Origin of the sequence: Mycolicibacterium houstonense (assembly GCF_900078665.2) — a bacterium.
Taxonomy (GTDB): Bacteria; Actinomycetota; Actinomycetes; order Mycobacteriales; family Mycobacteriaceae; genus Mycobacterium; species Mycobacterium houstonense.
This window is the reverse complement of the sequence record NZ_LT546207.1, coordinates 134,336-156,141: the sequence shown is the minus strand read 5'-3', so window position 1 is coordinate 156,141 and position 21,806 is coordinate 134,336. Positions and strand designations below refer to the sequence as shown.

18 protein-coding genes and 4 pseudogenes are annotated in these 21,806 nt (G+C 68.3%); 7 read left to right on the top strand and 15 right to left on the bottom strand.

Annotated elements, in window-relative coordinates; translation table 11 throughout:
* Positions 1–6: 6 nt before the first annotated feature.
* Positions 7–225: pseudogene (locus tag BN4332_RS00805) on the top strand (M23 family peptidase); the annotation flags it as partial.
* 102 nt (positions 226–327) lie between these two features.
* A pseudogene (locus BN4332_RS00800) lies at positions 328–741 on the top strand (LLM class flavin-dependent oxidoreductase); the annotation flags it as partial.
* Here BN4332_RS00800 and BN4332_RS00795 read toward each other — a convergent pair.
* The 13 genes and pseudogenes from BN4332_RS00795 to BN4332_RS00735 all read right to left on the bottom strand — a co-directional run bounded on the left by BN4332_RS00795 (position 648) and on the right by BN4332_RS00735 (position 12,975).
* The gene (locus BN4332_RS00795; RefSeq protein ID WP_066896245.1) at positions 648–1,190 is read right to left on the bottom strand and encodes an alpha/beta fold hydrolase; all 543 of its coding nucleotides are present in this window, start codon (positions 1,188–1,190) and stop codon (positions 648–650) included. The pseudogene BN4332_RS00800 and the gene BN4332_RS00795 sit on opposite strands and share 94 nt — an antisense overlap.
* Before the next feature lie 81 nt (positions 1,191–1,271).
* Positions 1,272–2,195, bottom strand: a complete 924-nt coding sequence (locus BN4332_RS00790; RefSeq protein WP_066896471.1) for a tyrosine recombinase XerC — start codon at positions 2,193–2,195, stop codon at positions 1,272–1,274.
* A 68-nt stretch (positions 2,196–2,263) separates the two neighbouring features.
* Complete coding sequence (locus tag BN4332_RS00785) at positions 2,264–4,186, bottom strand: acyl-CoA dehydrogenase family protein (RefSeq protein WP_066896242.1); 1,923 nt, start codon at positions 4,184–4,186, stop codon at positions 2,264–2,266.
* A complete protein-coding gene (locus BN4332_RS00780; RefSeq protein ID WP_066896239.1) occupies positions 4,183–5,229 on the bottom strand; it encodes an oxygenase MpaB family protein in 1,047 nt (348 codons plus the stop codon). Before BN4332_RS00780 ends, BN4332_RS00785 begins: the two co-directional genes overlap by 4 nt.
* Positions 5,230–5,252: 23 nt before the next feature.
* A complete protein-coding gene (locus BN4332_RS00775; protein ID WP_066896236.1) occupies positions 5,253–5,876 on the bottom strand; it encodes a TetR/AcrR family transcriptional regulator in 624 nt (207 codons plus the stop codon).
* A gap of 185 nt (positions 5,877–6,061) precedes the next feature.
* Positions 6,062–7,222: an alpha-hydroxy-acid oxidizing protein gene (locus BN4332_RS00770; RefSeq protein WP_066896233.1), complete on the bottom strand. Its 1,161-nt coding sequence runs from the start codon at positions 7,220–7,222 to the stop codon at positions 6,062–6,064.
* A gap of 23 nt (positions 7,223–7,245) precedes the next feature.
* Positions 7,246–8,103 carry a siderophore-interacting protein gene (locus BN4332_RS00765; protein WP_066896230.1) on the bottom strand — a complete coding sequence of 286 codons (858 nt, stop codon included), beginning with the start codon at positions 8,101–8,103 and terminating at the stop codon, positions 7,246–7,248.
* An 85-nt stretch (positions 8,104–8,188) separates the two neighbouring features.
* Entirely contained in the window at positions 8,189–8,560 is a 372-nt protein-coding gene (locus tag BN4332_RS00760) for a thiocyanate hydrolase (RefSeq protein ID WP_066896468.1), read from the bottom strand.
* Between the two features lie 11 nt (positions 8,561–8,571).
* Positions 8,572–9,276: a thiocyanate hydrolase subunit gamma gene (gene scnC / locus BN4332_RS00755; protein ID WP_066896227.1), complete on the bottom strand. Its 705-nt coding sequence runs from the start codon at positions 9,274–9,276 to the stop codon at positions 8,572–8,574.
* A gap of 38 nt (positions 9,277–9,314) precedes the next feature.
* Positions 9,315–10,154, bottom strand: coding sequence for an SH3-like domain-containing protein (locus BN4332_RS00750; protein WP_066896225.1), 840 nt, complete (start codon positions 10,152–10,154; stop codon positions 9,315–9,317).
* 135 nt (positions 10,155–10,289) lie between these two features.
* Positions 10,290–11,097 (bottom strand): annotated as a pseudogene (locus tag BN4332_RS00745) (DNA-processing protein DprA).
* Positions 11,094–12,605 (bottom strand): YifB family Mg chelatase-like AAA ATPase, encoded by a 1,512-nt coding sequence (locus BN4332_RS00740; RefSeq protein ID WP_066896219.1) that lies wholly within the window; start codon positions 12,603–12,605, stop codon positions 11,094–11,096. Before BN4332_RS00740 ends, BN4332_RS00745 begins: the two are co-directional and overlap by 4 nt.
* Before the next feature lies 1 nt (position 12,606).
* Entirely contained in the window at positions 12,607–12,975 is a 369-nt protein-coding gene (locus BN4332_RS00735; RefSeq protein WP_066896216.1) for a YraN family protein, read from the bottom strand.
* 251 nt (positions 12,976–13,226) lie between these two features.
* On the opposite strand from BN4332_RS00735, the gene BN4332_RS00730 reads away from it, so the two are divergent.
* The 5 genes from BN4332_RS00730 to BN4332_RS00710 all read left to right on the top strand — a co-directional run bounded on the left by BN4332_RS00730 (position 13,227) and on the right by BN4332_RS00710 (position 20,358).
* Entirely contained in the window at positions 13,227–13,850 is a 624-nt protein-coding gene (locus BN4332_RS00730) for a hypothetical protein (protein ID WP_235653984.1), read from the top strand.
* A gap of 255 nt (positions 13,851–14,105) precedes the next feature.
* A complete protein-coding gene (locus BN4332_RS00725; RefSeq protein ID WP_066896214.1) occupies positions 14,106–15,122 on the top strand; it encodes an iron ABC transporter substrate-binding protein in 1,017 nt (338 codons plus the stop codon).
* Positions 15,123–16,697, top strand: coding sequence for an ABC transporter permease (locus BN4332_RS00720; RefSeq protein ID WP_066896211.1), 1,575 nt, complete (start codon positions 15,123–15,125; stop codon positions 16,695–16,697).
* On the top strand, positions 16,694–17,752 hold the full coding sequence (locus BN4332_RS00715) for an ABC transporter ATP-binding protein (protein ID WP_066896208.1): 1,059 nt from the start codon (positions 16,694–16,696) through the stop codon (positions 17,750–17,752). Before BN4332_RS00720 ends, BN4332_RS00715 begins: the two co-directional genes overlap by 4 nt.
* Positions 17,749–20,358, top strand: coding sequence for an AMP-binding protein (locus tag BN4332_RS00710; RefSeq protein ID WP_235653983.1), 2,610 nt, complete (start codon positions 17,749–17,751; stop codon positions 20,356–20,358). The genes BN4332_RS00715 and BN4332_RS00710 overlap by 4 nt, the downstream gene beginning before the upstream one ends.
* On the opposite strand, the pseudogene BN4332_RS34025 reads toward BN4332_RS00710, so the two are convergent.
* Together BN4332_RS34025 and BN4332_RS00700 are read right to left on the bottom strand one after the other, a co-directional pair.
* A pseudogene (locus tag BN4332_RS34025) lies at positions 20,277–20,477 on the bottom strand (hotdog family protein); the annotation flags it as partial. The gene BN4332_RS00710 and the pseudogene BN4332_RS34025 overlap by 82 nt on opposite strands.
* Before the next feature lie 89 nt (positions 20,478–20,566).
* The gene (locus BN4332_RS00700; protein ID WP_066896202.1) at positions 20,567–21,793 is read right to left on the bottom strand and encodes a CoA transferase; all 1,227 of its coding nucleotides are present in this window, start codon (positions 21,791–21,793) and stop codon (positions 20,567–20,569) included.
* Positions 21,794–21,806 lie beyond the last annotated feature (13 nt).

Genomic DNA, 21,806 nt, shown 5'->3' with positions numbered 1-21,806 from the left:
CGACNGCGCACCAGCAACGAACCGGTGCAGGCCGCGGTCCGACCCGGTCAGACCGTCGCGGCCGGGCAGACAATCGGGACCCTGCTGGCCGGGCACCCCGGTTGCCCGGTGACCGCCTGCCTGCACTGGGGTGCGATGTGGGGTGCCGCGGCGCGGGCCGACTACGTCGACCCGCTCGGGCTGCTGGCCGAGACCCCGATCCGGCTCAAACCGCTGGGGGAATGACGCCTGCACCGCGCGCGTGCATGTTTGCTGCCCGCCACGCCGCCAAACAGCAGCAGTCTGCGCCCGCTCGCGCGCCGGCACGTGCGGCCTAGGGTCGGAATCATGACCGCCCCATCGGAATCGCATCGCAACCGGCCCATGCGGTTCGGCCTGCACACCGCGTTGCCGCGCGGTGTGGAATTCGCCGAGTTCGCGCTCACCGTCGAAGCATCCGGATTCGACGTGCTGACCATCCCCGACCATCTGGCGCCCACGGTCGCGCCGTTCAGCGGGGCGGCCACCGCGTGCGCCGTCACGTCGCATCTGCGGACCGGGACCCTGGTGCTCAACAACGATCTGCGCCACCCGGTCGACACCGCCCGCGAAACCGTGAGCGTGGCGGCGCTCTCGGGCGGCCGGTTCGAGTTGGGCCTGGGCGCAGGTCACATGAAGTCCGAATATGCCGCCGCCGGGCTGAAATTCGACTCGGGCGGCACCCGGGTGGACCGGCTGATCGAGTCGGTGGACGTGATCCGCCCANTGGCCCAGGTGACCAGTTGCCGCAGACCGGACAGCGGTCCGTCCGAGAGCCGCGGCATGATGCCGTAGCTGCCCAGCAGCATCGCACCGGTGACCCGGTCCGGGCGGTCCAGCACATGGCCGATGGTCAGGCCGCCGCCGAGCGACAGGCCACCGATCGCGTAGCGCTGCAAGCCCAGTGCGTCGACGAACTCCCCCACATAGGCGACCAGCCGCTCCTGGGTCACCGGCAAGCGCGGCGGGGCGCTGTGCCCGTAGCCGGGATGATCCGGCGCGACGACACGGTAGCCCGCCTGGGCGAGGCGCGGCCCGATGCCGCCCCAGGACAGCGATGCGTTGTCCACCCCGCCGCCGTGCAGCAACACGACCGTGGGCCCCGCGTCGTCGGGTGCCCAGCTGAGATAGGAAACCGGCCCGGACGGTAGGTCTACGACCGCTCGGGTCATGTGTTCTCCTCCCCTCCCATCGAAAGTTGGCTTGTGTGCGCGATTTCCGCGCAGGCTCGCACGCGAGCCGACACTCGGCGATCAGGCTCGCGGGTGGGCCTGATCGTGCACGGCGCGTAACCGTTCCACGGTGACGTGGGTGTAGAGCTGCGTGGTGGCCAGCGAGGTGTGGCCGAGCAGTTCCTGCACGACGCGCAGATCGGCACCGCCCTCGAGCAGGTGGGTCGCCGCGCTGTGCCGCAGGCCGTGCGGACCGATGTCGGGTGCGCCGTCGACAGCCGAGACGGTCTGGTGCACCACGGTGCGGGCCTGCCGCGGGTCCAGCCTCTTGCCGCGCGCCCCGAGCAACAACGCCGGTCCGGAATCGGGTGTGGCCAGCGCCGGCCGACCGGCCGAGAGCCATGCCGTCAGGGCCAGGTGCGCCGGTTCTCCGAACGGGACCGTGCGCTGTTTGTTGCCCTTGCCAAGGACCTGCAGCACCCGCCGCGACGAGTCGACGTCGTCGATGTCGAGCCCACACAGTTCGCTGACCCGGATCCCGGTCGCATACAGCATCTCGACGATCAACCGGTCGCGCAATGCCAGCGGATCGCCTTCTGCTGCCGCGGAATTCATCGCCTCCATGGCGTCGATCGCCTGGTCGCGACGCAGCACGGCGGGCAGGGTGCGCCGCGCCTTGGGGACCTGCAGCCGGGCCGCGTGGTCATCGGTCAGCAGGCCCCGTCGCGCCGCCCAGGTGCTGAACGTCTTGACCGACGAGGTGCGCCGCGCCAGGGTGGTCCGCGCTGTTCCGGCCGCGGACTGGGCGGCCAGCCACGACCGCAACGTCGGCAGGGTGAGCGTCTCCAGGCCGCCGCCGGTGAACTCGAACAGCGCCCTCAGGTCGCCCCGGTATGCCCGGCGGGTGTGCTCAGACCGGCCGCATTGCAGCTCGAGGTACTCGTCGAACTCGGCGAGAACCGGGCCCACCCCCCGGTCGCTGCGCTCCTGCCCGCCGGACTCCATGCCCATACCGTCGCAGATGACGCGCGCCCGTGCACCCGACGCGCCGGGCCGCTATCGCCGTGTGACCATCACGGGTTCATCTCGTAGCAGCCGGCCAACGCCCGCACGCGGGACACCACACGGTCGTGCCGGGCGGCATCGGCGACGGGTTGCCGGACGATGTCGAGAGCGCGCTGCCGCTGTACGGCGCCGGCATCCGGATGGCAGTGCAACTTGGTCGCATTCGTTGACATGTCGGCAACCAGGACCTCGAAGAGCTGGTCGACCAGATCGGTCTCCATGTCCTCGATCGCGGCCTGCTCCAGAATCAGCTGGGCATACGGGATGAGCGTGAACATCTCGCCGACGGCGAACAGGAAGTCGACATTGCGCTGTTGGTCGGCGCTGGGCGTTGCCACCGCCAGCAGCGTCTGCAACGCCTGCGCCTGGCCAAGGAATACCGCGACATTCGGTGTTCCGGCGAACCGGCGCAGCACCGCCTGCCAATCTCCGAATCTGATCTTCGCCAGTCCGCTGCTGGGGCCCTGCCGGAACAAGAAGTCGTCATCGGCGCCGTCTCGACGGGTCGGCACCTCGGGCATACCCGACAGCAACGGCTTGAGCGGAGGAATGCGTTGCGCCAAAGACGAATCCGCAATGACTCCACCGACGGTGCGCAAGCCACCGGCCAGCGCGTTCACCACCGGGGCCGGGGCCCGCCCGACAGGCAAGACATTCAGGGCCGCCAGTGCGGCATCGGATGCGCCGAACATGTAGTTCTGCATGAACTTCAGCGACAGCGCCATGTTGACGTGCACCGTGCCTTCGAGACGTGGCAGACCGGTGACACCCAGCAGCGCCATCGTGAAGTACATATCGGATTCGAATGCGCGGGCCGCGATGGTGTCGGCCAGTAGCGTGATGACCTTCTCCCCCTCGCGGGTGACATTCATCTTCTCGATCGCGTTGAACAGCAGGTACCGGCGGTCGTTCGGGCCGGCGCTGCGCATGTAGTCGATGGCCCGCTCGCTGTAGAGCTTCATGCCGACCAACCGCGCGTAACCGTCCGCGAGCATCCGACGGATCTGCGGGAACTCGGTGACGCGACGGCCGAACAGGATGCGGTTCTCGGCATGGGTGACCGCCTCGTACATGGCGTGCTCGCAGGCTCCGACCGCCCCGAAGCCAAGGTTGAACTTGCCGATGTTGACAGTGTTGATGGCGGCGTTGAAAGCCGCTTTGCCCTCGTGCAGGATGTCGTCGGCAGCGACCGGGTAGTCCTCCAGATCGAAGGCCGCCACGTACATCTGGCCGTCCACGACGTTCTTGCGCAGGTGGTAGTTCGGATGCTGGCTGTCGGCCGCGAAGAACAGATAGCCGTCGAAATCCCGCTCTGGGCGGCGCCGGTCGAGATCGGAGCTGTCGATGATCGGCTTGTCGGAGCGACGGCCGAACACCGAGACCATGCCGGCGAGGTTGCCGTTGCCGATGTAGTACTTGTCCCCGGTCGCGGTGTACGAACCATCGGGGTTGGGATCCAGCACCATGTCGGTCGAATAGACGTCGGCTCCGTGCGCCTGCTCGGACAGCCCGAACGCGAAGATCTCCCCGGAATCCAGCAGGGCGGCAGCCTTCTTGCGGGCCGCGGTGTTCGACGATTGCCAGATCGGGCCGAGTCCGAGGATCGTGACCTGCCAGACATACCAGTACTGCATGCCGTAGAAGCCGAGAATCTGGCTGTACATGGCGTTGCGGGCGGTGTCCCAACGCTTGTCGGGGTCGCCGTCGGCCTCCGAAGCCGGCGTCAGGAACGTGGCGAAGATGCCTTCGCGCTTGATCAGGTCGAGGAATTCGCTGTACCAGACCCGGTCTCGGTCCTGCTGCTTGAGCCACCGCTTGCCGTGAGACTCGAAGAAGTCGATGGTGGCCCGGAATATCTCCCGCGTTCTGGTGTCGAACTGGTCGAAGTCGGCGCGCTTCGGGTCGAACAGGACGTCAGATCGCGTGGTCATGCCAAACTCCCGAGGTAGGACTGTGATTCGATGAGGCCTTCGTCGCTGGGCAGCTGTCCCTGCCCGAACACCCGCTCGTGCTGGCGGGCCCGCAGCTCTTTGTGAGCGTCCGCGGGTTTGACATAGCCGTACCGCTTGCGCCCTTCTGCTGGACTCAGGACCTCGGCCGACAGCGGCGGCATCCCCATGATGTAGGGGCCGGCGATCGGCACCACGGACGGTGCGATGACCTTGGCCACCAACAGCTTCAGCCGCGGAATCCGATCAACCACACCGAACCCGAGCTTGAGTACCGGCCGGACGGCAAGGTCCACCAGGCGGGGCTGGTCGAAGCCGCTGAGCCGACGCATCCACCGCGGCATGGTGGCGATGGTCCCGGCACGCAGGAACCAGTTGAGGATCTCGACTGCAGGCTTCGCGAGGCGAGGCGACGGCGGCAGCACCACCTTGGCGTTGAGCAGGTGGTCCATCATGGCGCGGGCGGCTTCGCTGACAGCGAGGTGCGGCCGCATCTGCTCGAAGTATTCGTTGATGCCCGCACGCGTTCGCGGTACGTCGGCCGGGTCGCAGGTCTGGAACTCCGCGGCCTTCGCACAGTCCTGCCAGTAGCGAGCCTCTTCCTCGTCGGTCAGCTTTCCGCCACCGTAGAGCTCGTAGGCCTTGAGCACCGAGTGCCAGCCGGTGAGCAGGATCCACAGCTGCGAGTGGGGATCGTTGGCGTCGTACTTGTTTCCGCTGAGCGGTTCGGTGCCAATGGCTTTCGAGTGGACTTTGACCAGAACATCGGCGGCCTTGAGCACCGACTCGGTGTCGGCGAAGGCAACCATCGCGAAGTAGCGCACGGTCCGGTCGTAGCGGGTACGCGGCCTGTCGTAATTGGCGCCGGTGGTGTCCACCGCTGCGATCAGGGCGGGGTCGAGTTCCTCGACCACCACGGCGCGTTGCAATCCGATGATCGGCGTGGTCGCATGACCCCACACCTTCCAGGTCACCGAATCGGGCCCGAAGAACCCGTAGTCAGCCATCGGCTGGAGATCGGACATGTGACAACTCCTCTGCGGTGGGATCAGGCGGTGCGAAACGCCCGATAGGTGGCCGATCCGATGAATTCACCCAAAGTGGTTGGGGTCCAGTCTTTTCCGTCGTCCTGCAACAACGTGCGCACCGCGCCCTCACAGGTCGATACGAACTGCTCGACCAGGACCGGCAGCTTCTTGTCGGCATCGGCGGTGCCCCAACGCTCCAGCGTGGGCGCCAGCCGCCTGGTCACCTTGTCGACCATCACCGCGCGGCCATTGCGGAAGTGCTTGGCGACGGCCGGGTCCGGATCGGCACTCATCACGAGTCGCCAGGAATCGGGTCGACCGGCGACCGTCTCGAGCAGCGCCTGGAAGCCTTCGACGAACACCGTTTCGTCGGCATCGGCGCGGTTGTAGGGCAACGCGTCGATCGCCCCCTGGATCAACAGGCCAAGCTCGCGCTCCAACAGCGCTCTGAGCAGTTCGACCCGGTCGGAGAAACATGAGTACACCACCGGGCGGGTGACCTTGAGACGCTGCGCGACCGCGCCGATCGTGACGGCGGCAACGCCGTCGCTGACCGCGATTGCCAGTGCCGCATCCAGCACCTGCGGGCGCCGCCGCTCGGGGCCGAGGTGGGCGGCCCGTCCACGAACGGTTTCTACACTCATGAAGGAAAATGCTACACCCATGAATAATCAATGGCCAGACGCATCCACCAGGCGATTTTGCCGTGGACCGTCACGCTGGAGTGACTGTGGAGCCCGAACGCCACTCCAGCGTGACAACGCGAAATAGCGAACGCGACGAACGCGACGAACGCGTTCGCTCGCAGTTCGCGCGAGAGGTGCGGCCGCTAGTCGACGCGGCGCAGTACGTCGGGCGTGAGATCGGCCAGCGTCGGGTACCCGTCGACGCCCATGATCAGGTCGGCCTCGGCGAGCAGGGACCGGAGCACGTGCACGATGCCGTCGACCCCGCCCAGCGCCAGGCCGTACGCGTAGGGGCGGCCGACGCCGACGGCCGTGGCACCGAGGGCCAGCGCCTTGACGATGTCTGCCCCGTTGCGGATTCCGGAATCGAACAGCACCGGCATCCCGTCGGCGGCCTCGACCACACCGGGCAGGCAGTCGATCGCGGGCAGGCCGCCATTGGCTTGGCGCCCACCATGATTGGAGCAGTAGATGCCGTCGACGCCGCCGTCCTTGGCGCGCCGCACGTCGTCGGGATGACAGATGCCCTTGAGAATCAGCGGCAGCGTGGTCAGCGACCGGAGCCACGGGAGGTCGTCCCAGGTCAGCGGATTGCCGAACAGGCTGACCCACCGCAGCACGGTGGCCTGCGGGTTCTCCTCCGGCGGCTGTTGCAGCCCGGCCCGGAACACCGGGTCGCTGGTGTAGTTGGCCAGGCACTTGCCGCGCAGCTGCGGGAAGTTGGAGGTGGCCAGGTCGCGCGGCCGCCAACCCGGAACCCAGGTGTCCAGCGTCACGACGATGCCCTTGAATCCGGCCGCCTCGGCGCGCTGCACCAGGCTGGCCGCCAGATCCTTGTCGGTCGGGGTGTACAGCTGGAAAAAGCCTGGGGTATCACCGAATTCGGCGGCGACATCCTCCAGCGGATCCTCGGTCAGGGTGGACAACACCATCGGCACCCCGGTACGTGCGGCCGCCCGGGCACCGGCCAGGTCACCGTGGCCGTCCTGTCCGCAGATCCCCAGCACCCCGATCGGCGCCATGAACAGCGGCGAGGGCAGCGTGAGACCGAACAGGTCGACGGACAGGTCGCGGTCGCGGTGGGCGTTGAACATCCGCGGCATCAACCCCCACCGGTCGAACGCGGTGCGGTTGACCTGCTGCGTGCGCTCATCCCCGGCCCCGCCGGCCACGTACGACCAGATCGACGCAGGCATCGCCGCCTGGGCCTTGGCCTCCAGGCCCGCATAGTCCATGGGCATCGTCGGCAGCACGCCGGACAGGCCCTGCAGGTAGATCTCGAGTTGATAGTCGCCATACGCCATGACGGCTACCTTGCCATCCGGCGTCAGCCGGCGGTGTCGGCCTCGGCTTTCGCCAGCTCGGCCTTCCACTGCCGGAAGGTTTCCTCGGTGCGCCCGCGGCGCCAGTAACCCGAGATCGACGACGCCCACTTGGCCTCGACGCCGCGCTCCTTACGGATGTACGGGCGCAGGTTGTGCATCACGGCCTGCGCCTCGCCGTGGATGAACACCTGAACCTGCCCCGGCAGCCAGGCCGTCTCCTTCACCGCGGCGATCAGCGGGGCGTTGTCCCCGGCTCGCTCGTCGCCGATCAGGTCGGCACGCCCACCGCGGTAGATCCAGTTCACCTGAACCCCCTCGGGCGCGGTGAGCTCGACCTCGTCCTCGGGGCCGGCCACCTCGATGAAAACCTTGCCGATCGCGTTGGCGGGCAACACTTCCAGGGCGGCGCCGATCGCCGGGAGCGCGGCCTCGTCGCCGGCCAGCAGATGCCAGTCGGCGGCGGGGTCGGGGGCATAGGCGCCGCTCGGACCCATCAGGTAGGCGGGTTGGCCGGGTTCGGCCGCCGCGGCCCACGGCGCGGCCACCCCGTGCTCACCGTGCACGACGAAGTCGATGCTGATCTCGCCGAGTTCCCTGTCGACTTTGCGCACGGTGTAGGTGCGCACGGTCGGTCGCTGCTCGGCGGGCAGGTCCTGAAAGCTGTCCAGCGTCAACGGCTGTGGAAGGGCCGACACGTCAACGCCCTCGGGAACGATGACGAGTTTGACGTAGGCATCGCTGAAGTCGCTGGGTGCGAACGTGTCGAAACCGCCACCCTGCCCGAGCACCAGCCTGACCATGTGGTCGGTCAGTTGCTCGCGGCGTACCACCTGAAACGTGTGCACGGGCCGTGCTGCCATGGCGCCTCCAAATCCTCTGCCGCTCGTTTATTAGCCGACCTCATCGACTATACGGAGAAGATCGGCGGGCTCGGGGGCTACGTCCTCAGGCTTCGAGCCGCCGCCGGACCACCGCCAGCCGCGCTCGCAACTCGGACTCGGTGATCACGCCACGGGCCAACAGCGAGTGCGCCAGGGACACGAGCTGGTTCTCCGGGTACGGCAGGTCGGCGTAGACCGTCGACGACAGCAGGTCTTCCTCGTCGCGGCGCTGCTTGAAGCCGGGGACCCCCGCGTCGTCGCCGGCGTGGTCGAGCGCATCGCAGAGCCCGTCGAGGCTGGTCTTCCACGGTGGAACGAGGTTTTCGACGCCGTACTTGGCGGCCATCAGCGGCCACACCTGATTGCGTTCCACGATCTGCTCCAGCGTCGGAATCACTGCATCCCCAACAGGTGTCGGTTCGTTCGACGCATTCATCGGTGTCTCCGTCATTCGCCGGCGGGGTGCATCGCCGGCCTGGTCTCGGTGATGACGTTGGTGGTCACCCCGGGCTTGGGCAGTGCCACGCCGATCAGGCAGTCGCGGGTGATGATCTCGGTGAGCTGGTCCTCGGTCCAGCCGTCGGTGCCCTCCGGACGCATCGGCATGACCATGAACCGATGCTTCTGATTCGAATCCTGCACCCGCACTTCGACCGTACCGGGCAGGTACAGGCCGAACTCCGCGAGCACCTGCCGCGGCCATCGCACCATGCGGCGGCGATAGTTGGGGGTGCGGTACCACTCGGGTGAGTTGCCGAGAATCGGGCGCGGATAGCACGAGCACAGCGCGCAGACGATCACGTGGTGCACCGTCGGGGTGTCCTCGAGGATCCGGAACGCGGTGAAGTCGCTGGGGGTGCCGAACCCGGTGGGTTCCAGCCAGTCGACGCCGACCTCCTTGCTGGCGGTCATCGGCTCGTCGGCGGCCAGCTGTTTGAAGTCGGGGTCCAGCCAGGCGCGGGCGACCAGCCGGGCCGCCGGCGTCGGGCCGATCTGCTCGGCGAACTCGGTGAACAGGCGGTGCTCCTCGGCGGTGAAAATCCCTTTCTCGATGCATAGTTCGCGCAAGGCGATCTCGAGCACCTCGAAGTCGGTGATCTCGTCGACCATCGGCTTGACGGTGCGATCGTGATCGTGATCGTGCTCTGCCATGGTGGGCCCTTCGTACGGAGGCTGATCGGCGGAAGAGCTCAGTCGGCTGCGCGCAGCCAGTGCTCGGGGATCTCGGTTCTCAAGGTGTCGGTGGGTGTGCCGGTGTAGTCGTCCCACAGCTCGGCCATGGTGAAGCTCACGACGTAGAACCATTCCGGCGTGGCGTCGGTGCGGTCCCAGGTTTCGTCCTCCGCGGCCGGGCTTTCGTATGCCACCGCGGCGATCTCACCACGCGCACCGCGTACGTATTCGGGTGTGCGCGTGTAGAAGATCACCGGCAGTTCGCGCACCACCACCGAGTCGCCGACGGCGAACTTGGGCTCCCCCGCCCGGCCGGCGTAGACCTGCGGATCGCCTTTGCCCTTGGCGTGCACGATGTGGCTGTTGCGCTTGACGTTCGATCCGTCCCCCTCGCCCTTGGGCCGGGCTTCCAGATGTTTTCCCGCCAGGCCGCCGGCGTAGCGTTCCTGAACCTCGGCCATCCGCTCGGACAGTTCGGTCAGGCCGATGTGGTGCTTCTCGACCAGGACCCGGGCGACCGACAGCAGCCAGCGACCGTAGTAGGGAAAGCCTTGGTACACCGCGCGCCCGACGTCCACGTTGCACATCCGGCGCCGCTCCTCGGACAGCCAGATGCCGCGCCAGCCGAGCACCTCACACAGGACGTAGGTCATGTGCTCCCAGTACTCGTAGTCCTTGTTCTCGTACTTGATCGGGGCGTCCGGCTCGCCCCCGACGTCGTGTACCGGTTTCAGGTACGCGGTGAGGCGGTCGTGGTCGAGCAGGTCCGGCGTCGGGGCGTCGGGTAGCTCGGGATAGGCCGATTTCAGGCGACCGACCAGAGTCAGCTGGGCAGCGCGGTCAGCGGCTGTGCTCATGTCGAACCCTCCCCAGACCCGACGAACGGCCGGTCAGGTGCGGGCGCACGCCAGGGTTGCGAGCTCACTCGATGAGGGCAAATTAACACCGGGCGAGCAGGCCCGGCAGCGAATCGGCACATCCCTACGCCCGCGTCAGTAAGCGTGGCCGGCCGTCGGGTCGGGTCGCGGCCGGGCACGCCGCCGGCGCACGATCCGCCAGCATCCGTCAGTGCTCTCGACCAGCCCGCCGAGCTCCAGCATGGTCAACGGGGCCAGCACCTGATGCGGTGGAAGGCCGGCCAGCACCGCGATCTCGTCCACGGTGTGCGCGCCTCGCGCGGGCAACGCGTCGTACACCCGTTTCTCCGCAGGCCCGAGCCCGTCGAGCGGGGTTTCCGGGTGCCGATCTTCGGGTGCCAGTTCGCCGATGCGCCCGACGAGTTCGACGACCTGTTCGGACCGGCCGACCAGCACGGCGCCGTTGCGCAGGAGTGCGTGGCAGCCCGCCGACGCGGCCGAGGTCACCGGGCCCGGTACCGCGCACACCGACCGGCCCAGCGCCTTGGNTGGCGGCCCGGGTGCCGACGATCGCCGCGGCCCGCTCGGTCGCCTCATCGAGCCGGGCCGGCCCGCTGGCCCACAGCACCAACGGTGGATGACCGTTCGGGCGTTTGAGGACGTCACCGCGGAAGGCCCGGAACCGCAACAGCGGCCATTCATCGTCATCCGGGGTGATCAACCGCCCACCGAGCCGGTCGAGAATCTCCAGATCCTCTGCCGCGCAATCCAATTCCCGGCGCGCCTCCACCAGACGCAACACCTCGTGCTCGACCTGGCCGGCCTTCACCCGGCCCGCCGCCTCGACCGGCCCCAGCTGCACCACGAGAGCGGTCAGCTCAGGACAGGGCGGCTCGGCCACCCGCGACAGATACGCCCACGCCCGCCGCACCTCATCGGTCATGGCACGACCCCGGCCTGCCGGAAGCTCAGTGCGGTGGCGACATCTTCATAGGCGGGCACGGCACGCCCGGCCAGGTCGGCCAGCGTCCAGGCCACCCTCATGCAACGGTCGGCCCCTCGCATGCTGATCACGCCGCGGTCGAGCGCGGACCGCAGCGGCTCCATGGCGGCCTTGGGCAATCGGAATTCGCGCCGCAGCAGCGAACCGCTCACCTCGGCGTTGGTGCCGATCCCATATGGTCTCCACCGTTCCTGGGCGGCGAGCCGGGCCGCCGCGACCCGTTCACGCACCACTGCGCTGGACTCCCCTGCCTCCGGAGTGAACGCCCCGGCGTTGACCGGGTACAGCTCGACCCGCAGGTCGACGCGGTCCACCAGCGGCCCCGACAACTTGCCTCGATACCGCAGCTTGGCTTGGGCCGAACAGACGCAATCGGCCGAATTGGGTGGCGCACACGGACACGGGTTGGCCGCCAGCACCAGCTGGAACCGCGCCGGGTATCGTGCCACCCCGTCCCGGCGGGCCAGGCGAATCTCGCCGTCCTCCAACGGGGTTCGCAGCGCTTCCAGCGCACTGGCGCCCATCTCGGCGAACTCGTCGAGGAACAGCACGCCGCGGTGCGCCCGGCTGACCGCGCCGGGGCGCGCGAACCCGCTTCCACCCCCGACCAGGGCGGGCACGCTCGAGGTGTGGTGCGGCGCCACGAACGGCGGCCGGGTGATCAACGGGGTGTCCCCCGCCAGCAGCCCCGCCACCGAATGGATCGTGGTCACCTCCAAGGACTCCCGGTGCGTCAACGGCGGCAGCAATCCCGGAAGACGCTGGGCCAACATCGTTTTGCCGATGCCGGGCGGCCCGGTCAGCATCAGATGGTGAGCGCCGGCGGCGGCCACCTCGACGGCATAGCGGGCCTGGGCCTGACCGACCACATCGGCCAGATCCGCTGCCTGCTCCGGCGCACACCCCGGTGCCGAAACCCGCCCCTGCAGATCACCCTTGCCGTCGAGCCAGGCCTGCAGCTGCCGCAAGGTGCGCACCCCGCGCACCTCGATCCCGTCGACCAGGCTGGCCTCGGCCAGGTTGTCGACGGGCACGACGACCATGGGCCAGCCTTCCTGCTTGGCGGCCAGCACCGCGGGCAGCACGCCGTGGATGGGCCGAACCCGGCCGTCGAGCGCGAGCTCGCCGAGCAGCACCGCCTTCTCCAACCGGGCCCACGCCGTCTTGGTGTGCGCGGAGAGCACCGCGGCCGCCAATGCGATGTCGTACGCCGACCCGACCTTGCGCAACGTGGCCGGCGACAGCGCCAGCGTCAGCCGCGACATCGGCCACTCGTTGCCACAGTTCGTGATGGCCGCCCGCACCCGATCCCGCGACTCCTGCAGCGCGGTGTCGGGCAGTCCCACCAGGTTCACGCTGGGCAGCCCCGAGGTGATGTCCGCCTCGATCTCCACGATGACGCCGTCCACACCGCGCACGGCCACCGAATACGCTCTGCCCAAACCCATTTCAGCCCACCCCCTTGAGATGTGTCAGCTCGGGTTCTCGGCGACGGCCGAGGCGCACCCCGACCACGTCGATGCGCAGTGCGGCGTACCGCGACTCCTGTTCGGACAGCCACAGTGCGGCCAACCGCCGGATCCGGCGCACCTTCTGTGGCGTGACCGCCTCGGCCAGCCCACCGAAGCCGTCGCCGGTGCGGGTCTTCACCTCCACGAAGACCACCGTGTTGGTGGCGACCTCCTCGGCGATCGCGTCCAGCTCGCCGTAACGACAGCGCCAGTTGCGGGTCAGCATGCGCAACCCCTGTGCCGTGAGATGGTCGACGGCCAACTGTTCACCCAGTGCGCCGATCTCGGCCCGTGTCAGAGAACTCATGCCCACACCGTGAGGACACGGTCCGACAGAACGCACTGGGTCAGGCCGAGTTATCCCCAGCGTGGAGTTCATCCACAGGTCCCCGATCTGATCGATGTTGACGAGCCGCATGACAGATGCCGTTCGGCGACCGACCCGGCCGCTACGCTGTCAAGCCGACCAACCGAAAATCCCGTGTCCACTACATGGGGCAAGGCGCGAACTGCCGACGGCGATCAACAAGGTCGGAGTCGCGGATGAATGGAGCGAGGATGGGCATCCAGGGATGCGGCGAGAGCGGAACCCCCGACGGCGAGTCAGCAGCGGCGACAGGTATTCCCGCACCGCTGCTTCGGGATTACCGCCACATCGGAGGAATCGAATCGATCGAGGTTGACGGCATTCGGTACTTCTTCGGTTACGACTACAGCGAAGATCTGGTCCTGTCCCCACTCATCAACGACAACGAACTCATGTCGGTCTTCGCGGAGACGCATATGGAGCAACGGGACGGCCTTCACGATCGAGCGTACTGGCGGGATCTCGTTGATGGATCACCCGAATCCTCCGGGTTGGCGGACCCGGAATCTTGTTCGTTCGAATCCGAAAAACTGCGGTTGATCGTCATCTCGCTGAGGAATGTGGCAGAAACCGGAGTGCCGGTGCCTGACTTCCAATACCCCTATCACCTCAGATTCCTGCTGTCCTCCGCCGGGCAGTGGAAAGAGCAGTTCAACACAACTGCAGAGGGTATGAGGGCCATCAAGGGCACTGAGAGCCCTGCCGCGGGGACCACGCTCGAGCAGATCGCTCGGGACGTTCTCGGTGAGACACGGAATGCGATGGATGCCGCCGGCGGAAACTGGGCGGAGGTCTTCGGCGCACTCACCCCATGACACCATGCGGGGGGTGCGCCGCCCGCACGGCCTCATCACTCTGCAGGCGACAGACAACCTCGCCGATCGGCCCGCCGGGGACATCCTCCACGGCGCACAACTGCTGGCCTCAGTCCCGAAGAACCGCGAGTGACGAACAACCGGACACCGCCGAGTTTCCGACGCTCGCCGATTCCCGCTGTCTCCGGCTTCGCACCGACCCGCCCCGGTAGTGTCCTTAGGTGATGCTCAGCTAACGCCGAAAGGGATCACTCGATGCGCACACGTTGGAGTCGCCGGGTTGCTGTTCTCCTGTCCGCTGTCGCCGTCGGGGTCGGCATGGTCGCGTGTGCGGATTCGGAGTCCGACGAGCTGTTGATCTACAACGCCCAGCACGAATCGCTCACCAAAGAGTGGATCGACGCGTTCACCAAGGAGACCGGCATCAAGGTCACCTACCGGCAGGGCGGTGACACCGAGCTCGGCAACCAGTTGGTGGCCGAGGGCAACGCCTCGCCCGCCGACGTGTTTCTCACCGAGAACTCCCCGGCGATGGCCGCCGTCGAGCGGGCCGGGCTGTTCGCCGACGTCGAGCAGCAGACCCTCGACCAGGTCCCGGCCCAGTTCCGGCCGTCGTCGAACAAGTGGACCGGGGTGGCAGCACGCTCCACCGTGTTCGTCTACAACAAGGCCAAGCTGCCGGCCGAGCAGCTGCCCCGCTCGATCATGGATCTGCAACAGCCGCAGTGGAAGGGCCGCTGGGGTGCACCACCGGCCAAGGCCGACTTCCAGGCGATCGTCGCGGCCATGCTCGAATTGACCGGCGAACCCGCCACCGCCCAATGGCTTGCCGGGATGAAGACCAATGCCGTTGTGCTCCAGGACAACATCGCCACCCTGCGCGCGGTCAACGACGGCCAGGTCGACGGTGGGGTGATCTACCACTACTACTGGTTCCGCGATCAGTCCAAGACCAAGGAGATCAGCGGCAACACCGCGTTGCACTACTTCAAGAACGAGGACCCCGGTGCGTTCGTCAGCCTCTCCGGCGGCGGGGTGCTGAAATCCAGCAAGAAGGCCGAGCAGGCCCAGCAGTTCCTCCAGTTCATCACCGGCAAGGCCGGGCAGGAGGTGCTGCAGAAAGGGACCTCGTTCGAGTATCCCGTGGCCAGTGGGGTGCCGGCGAATCCCGACCTGCCGCCGCTGGACACGTTGCAGGCCCCGGCGGTCAACCCGTCCGATCTCGATGCCGCCAAGGTAACCGACCTGATGACGAAAGCCGGCTTGCTGTAATTGGTTGCGACGCAGGCACCATCGATTCAGCCCGACGCGCAGCAGCCCGCCGACGGCAACCGGCCGGGTCCGGTGCTGAGCACCGCGGTGGTCCTGTTGCTGGCGGCCACATTCATCCCGCTGGCCTACGTCGGCTGGTCGGTGATCACCACCGGCCCGGCCCGGGTGTTCGAACTGGTGGTGCGGCCCCGCGTCGGTGAACTCCTGCTCAACACCGTTGGGCTGGTACTGATCACCGTTCCGGTGTGCGTGGTCCTCGGAGTGGCTGCCGCGTGGCTGGTGGAGCGCACGGACCTGCCCGGCCGCGCCTGGTGGCGGCCGGTGTTCGTGGCGCCGCTGGCGGTCCCCGCGTTCGTCAACAGCTACGCGTGGGTCAGCGTGCTGCCGTCGTTGCACGGATTCTGGGCGGGGGTGCTGATCGCGACGCTGTCGTACTTCCCGTTCGTCTACGTGCCCGCCGCGGCCACGCTGCGCCGCATCGACCCGGCGTTGGAGGAATCGGCCCGCTCATTGGGTTCCGGGTCGTCCGGGGTGTTCTTCCGGGTGGTGCTGCCGCAGTTGCGGCTGGCGATCCTGGGCGGTGCGCTGCTGATCGGTGTGCACCTGCTGGCCGAGTACGGCGCGTTCGCGATGATCCGCTTCTCCACCTTCACCACCGCGATCTTCGAGCAGTTCCAGGCCACGTTCGACGGCGCGGCCGGAGCCACCCTGGCCGGACTGCTCGTGTTGTTGTGCCTGCTGCTGTTGATCACCGAGGCGGCCGCTCGAGGCAACGCCCGGTTCGCCCGCGTCGGATCGGGCGCGCAACGCGCGGCCGCACCAATGCGCCTGGGCCGCACCACGATACCCGCCACCGCCGGGCTCTCGCTGCTGGCGGCACTCGCATTGGGCGTGCCGTTGTGGACGCTGACCCGGTGGTTGTGGATCGGCGGCGCTCAGGTGTGGGAGCTCGGCCAGATCGGGACCGCGCTGGGCCAGACTGCCGCGCTGGCCGGGGCCGCCGCGGTGCTGACCACCGTGCTGGCCTTCCCGTTCGCCTGGGTGGCGGTCCGCTACCGCGGCCTGTTGGCCCGCTCGGTCGAGGGCGCCAACTTCATCACCAGTTCGATGCCCGGAATCGTGACGGCGCTGGCCCTGGTGACGGTGGCGATCCGATACGCGCCTCCGCTCTATCAGACTGCGGCCCTGGTGATCTGCGCCTACGTCCTGCTGTTCCTGCCCCGGGCTCTGGTGAGTTTGCGGTCCGGCCTGGCCCAGGTCCCGCCGTCGGTGGAAGAGGCCTCGCGGGCCCTCGGCGCATCGGCACCTCGCACGTTTGTGCGCATCACCCTGCGGCTGACCGCGCCTGCCGCCGCCGCCGGGGCATCGCTGGTATTCGTCGCGGTGGCAACCGAACTGACCGCGACACTGCTGCTCGCCCCCACCGGCACCCGTACCCTGGCGATGCGGTTCTGGTCGCTCAGCAGCGAGCTGGACTACGCCGCCGCTGCTCCGTACGCGCTGATGCTGATCGCGCTGTCCGTACCCGTGACGCTCATGCTGTTGCGCCAGTCGACGAAGGTGGCCGCCCTGTGACCGAGGACGTGCTGCGGGTACGCGGACTTCGCAAGTCCTTCAACGGCACCCCCGTGCTGGACGGCATCGACCTGACCCTGCCCGCCGGGTCCATCACCGCGGTCGTCGGGTCCTCTGGGTGTGGGAAGACCACGCTGCTGAGGTTGATCGCCGGCTTCGAGTCGCCCGACGCCGGCACCGTGACCATCGGGGGACGCCAGATGGCCAGCGCCACCAGCACGGTGGCTCCGCACCGCCGCGACATCGGTTACGTGGCACAGGACGGCGCCCTGTTCCCCCACCTGACGGTGGCCCAGAACGTCGCGTACGGATTGCGTGAGCGCGGTGCGGCCGCCAGGGCCAGGGTCGACGAGTTGCTCGATACGGTATCCCTGGATCCTGCTTTCGCCCAGCGCCGGCCGCATCAGCTCTCCGGCGGTCAGCAACAGCGGGTCGCCTTGGCTCGTGCGCTGGCCCGCAAGCCGGTCGTCATGCTGCTCGACGAACCGTTCAGCGCATTGGACACCGGACTGCGCGCGGCCACCCGAAAGTCAGTGGCCCGGGTGCTGTCCGATACCGGCGTCACCACCCTGATCGTGACGCACGACCAGGAGGAGGCGCTGTCGATCTCCGATCAGGTCGCGGTCATGCGGGCGGGCCGATTCACGCAGGTGGGAACACCGCGGCAGGTGTACCGCCAACCGGCCGACCGGTTCACCGCCGAATTCCTCGGGGACTGCATCACGGTTTCCGGCATCGTCGCCGACGGCGTCGCGGACTGCGCCCTGGGCCGCATACCGGTACAGGCCGACGCCCCCGAGGGTCCGTGCACCGTGGTCCTGCGGCCCGAACAGCTTGTCGCCACAGTCATTTCCGACGGTGAGGGCAGCGCCGAGGCAGACGCCGCGACGGGCATCGTAGTGGCCACCGAGTTCCTCGGCCACGACGTGCTGCTCACCATCGATCCGGCCGGGCCGGGCACGCCCATCGTGGTGCGCCGGCACAGCCTGGATCCGCCGGCCCGCGACACCAAGGTGCGGATCGACGTCCGCGGCTGCGGGGTGGCGTTGCCGTGAGCGACATCGTCTCCTCGTTGCGGGCGCACGGTGACCGGATCGCGGTGGTGACCGAAACCGAACAGGTCACCTACCGCGAACTGGCCGAGCTGGTGTCGGACGCCGCCGTGGCGCTGGGGCCGGGACGCCGCCTGGTGCTGCTGGAGACCCGCAACGACCTACCGACCCTGGTGCACTATCTGGGTGCGCTGGCCGGCGGGCACGTGTCCGTACCGGTACCCGCCGAAGGCGATCACCGCGCGATCATCGCGACCTACTCCCCCGACACCGTGGTGGACGCCGCAGGAGTACACCACCGGCGCTCGCACGGCGCACACCGGCTGCACCCGGAGTTGGCGCTGCTGATGTCGACCTCGGGCAGCACCGGGTCGCCGAAGCTGGTTCGCCTGTCCTTCACCAACCTGCTGAGCAACGCCTGCGCCATCGCCGAGTACCTCGGAATCACCGAAACCGACCGGGCGGCAACGACATTGCCGATGTCCTACTGCTACGGCCTGTCGGTCGTCAACAGTCATCTGCTGCGTGGTGCGGCGCTGGTCCTCACCGAGCGCTCCGTGGTCGACGACGAGTTCTGGGAGTTGTTCACCCGGCACCGCGCCACCACCTTCGCCGGGGTGCCTCACACCTTCGAACTGCTCGACCGCATCGGGTTCGACGCCATGGAGCTGCCCCACTTGCGGTATGTCACCCAGGCCGGCGGGCGGATGGCACCGGAGCAGGTCCGCCGCTACGCCGCCCTCGGACAACGCCGCGGCTGGCAGTTGTTCGTGATGTACGGGGCGACCGAGGCCACCGCCCGGATGGCCTATCTGCCACCGGAATCAGCCCTCACCCACCCCGAGGCCATCGGCCGTCCGATCCCCGGCGGGAACCTGTCGATCCGGCCCGGCGACGCCTGGCCCGCCGGCACCGGTGAGCTGGTCTACCGCGGTGCCAACGTGATGCTCGGTTACGCGCAGGCACCCGAGGATCTGGCCCTCGGCGCCACCGTCGAGGAGCTGCGCACGGGCGACATCGCCAGGGAAGCCGGCGACGGGCTCTACGAAATCCTCGGCCGCAGCAGCCGATTCGTGAAACTGTTCGGGCTGCGCATCGACCTCGACCGGCTGCAGAACACCCTGGCCGACCACGGAGTGACGGCGCTGTGCACCGAGGACCACGACGCACTCGCCGTCGCCGCTGTCGGAGCCAAGCGGGGCGACTCGCACGAAGTCCGGCAGCTGACCGCCGACCTGGCGGGTGTGCCCGCGGGTGCGGTGCGCGCCGTGATCGTCGACGAACTGCCCCGGCTGGACTCGGGCAAGCCCGACTACCCGGCGGTCCGCACGCTGGCCACCAGCGCGCCGAGAACGGAGGCCACCGACGTTCTGGGCCTGTTCGCCGAGGTTCTGCATGTCCCGGCCGAATCCATCGATCCCGACGCCAGCTTCGTCGACCTCGGCGGCAATTCGCTGTCCTATGTCGCCATGTCGGTCCGGCTCGAGCGCCTGCTGGGGCGCCTGCCGAACGACTGGCACCGGATACCGCTACGCGAACTCGAGGACGGCGGTACCCGCCGGCCGCGCCGATGGGCCACGGTCGACACCAGCGTCGCACTGCGGGCCGCGGCCATCGTGCTCATCGTCGTCTCGCACGCCGGGCTGTTCGAACTGTGGGGCGGCGCGCACATCCTGCTCGGCGTGGCCGGGTACAACTTCGGGCGGTTCTGCCTGACCCCGGTGCCACGCCACGCGCGGTTGCGGCACCTGCGCACCACGATCGCGTGGATCGCGGTGCCCTCGATCGCTTGGATCGGACTCGCGCTGGTTCTCACCAACGACTATCACGCGTCGAACCTGTTGCTGGCCAACAAGTTCCTCGGTCCGCACGACAGTATGACGGCCGGCCGGTTGTGGTTCGTCGAGGTGCTGGTCTGGATCCTGGTGGCGCTGGCCGTGGTGTGCGCATTGCCCGCCGCCGACCGGTGGGAGCGGCACCGCCCGTTCGCGTTCGCCGCGACATTCCTGACCCTGGGCCTGATCCTGCGCTACGACCTACCCGGTTTCGGCCTGGGCCGCGAGGCCTGGTTCACGGTGTTGGCGTTCTGGTTCTTCGCCGCCGGATGGGCAGCGGCCAAGGCGACGCATGCCTGGCAGCGAGTGGTCGTCACCGTCGTGGTGGCGGTCGGTCTGCACGGCTACTTCGGCAGCACCGGCCGGGAGACCCTGGTGCTGGCCGGGTTCGCGCTGTTGATCTGGCTACCTGCTCTGCGGTGTCCAGCCGCCGTCGCGGCCGGCTGCGGCGTGCTGGCCGAGGCGTCGCTGTACATCTACCTGACGCACTACCAGGTCTATCCGCTGTTCGGCGACCACCGAGCCCTCGGTGTGGTGGCTGCGCTGATCGTGGGTGCGGCACTCACGTACCTCGTCACCGCGGCCCGGGGCCGATGGGCACGCCGACGCGATCGACGTCAAGCGCGGTCGGCAACCAACCCTTCCTGCACCAGGGTGGCGGCCACCGCACCGTCGGCGCGCAGCAGGCTCGACGTGATGACTCCGCGGCCGCGCGCGGTGGCCGGGGAACGCGACTCCAACAGATTCCACTCTCCGGCCAGCACCGGACGGTGAAACCAGATCGAGGAATCGGTCGTGCCGCTGCGGTGACTGCGCGAACGCATGCTGTGCCCGTGCACGGCCAGGGCCGGGTCGATCCCGTACAGGTCGGTGATGTACACCGCGATCAGCATGTGTACCNTGCCGGCCGGGCCGCTGGCCTGGCCGGTGTACACGTCACCGCCGTCGTGCGAGCGTAGCTCCAACAGCTTCAGCAGGGTGCTCATTGCGCGGTACCCGTTGCGATGGTGCCGGATTCGGTCAGGGCCGCGAGCTCGTCATTGCCCAGCCCGAGGTGCTCGGTGAGCACGGCGGCGGTGTCATCGCCGAGGGCGGGGGCGGCCACGGCGGGCGGATACACGCCACCGACGGACACCGGCAGGCCCGGCGCCAGGTAGGTGCCGATGCGGGGTTGCTCCAGCGGGGTGAACAGCGGGTTGGCGACCACCCGGTCGTTGACCGCCACCTCGGCGAAGCTGCGGTACCGCTCCCACAGCACCGAGGTCCCCGACAGCGCGGCGCTGATCTCGTCGGCGGTGTGCTCGCTGAACCACAGGGTGAACAGCCCGGTCAGCGCATCGCGGTGGCTGTAGCGCTGCCCCTCGTCGGTGAAATCGGCCCCGAGCGCCTCGGCAAGGGCGGCAACGGCTTTGGTGGTCCCGGTGACCTCGGTGAGGTCGCGGAAGTGCCGGCCGGTCAGGGCGACGAGCATGAACCCGACACCGTCACTGCTGGTGAAATTCTGGCCGTAGGTGCCGTAGAGGGTGTTGCCGAGCCGTTCCCGGCCGGTGCCGTTGATCATCACCTCGGTCAGGAAACCGAGGTTGCCCGCGGTGGCCAGCGCGACGTTCTCCAGCGGAATGCTGATCCGCGCACCCTCGCCGGTGGAATCGCGGTGGCGCAGTGCGGCACTGACCGCCAGTGCCACGTACAGCCCGCAGCTGACATCCCAGGCCGGCAGCACGTGGTTGACCGGGGTGGCCAGCTGCGCCGGCCCGGTGATCAGGGGGAAGCCCAGCCCGGCGTTGACCGTGTAATCGACCCCGGTGCCACCGTCGGCACGGCCCGACACCTCGACGTGGATCAGATCCGGTCGCATCGCCGACAGCACCTCGTACGAATGCCATTGCCGACCGGTCACATTCGTGATCAACACGCCGGCCTCGGCGATCAGCCGCTGCACCAGCTGCTGACCTTCGGGCGAGCGCATGTCGGCGGCCACCGAACGCTTGCCCTTGTTCAGACCGGCCCAGTAGATGCTGTCGCCACCGTCGGTCAGCGGCCACCGGTGGTAGTCGGCGGCGCCGCCGATGGGGTCGACGCGCACCACCTCGGCGCCCAGCTGGGTCAGCGTCATGCCAGCCAGGGGCACGGCGACGAAACTGGAGATCTCGATGATCCGGACGCCGGCCAGGGGGCGGGACGGGCCGGGCGTCACAGGTGCTGCCATCTGGTCAAGCTAT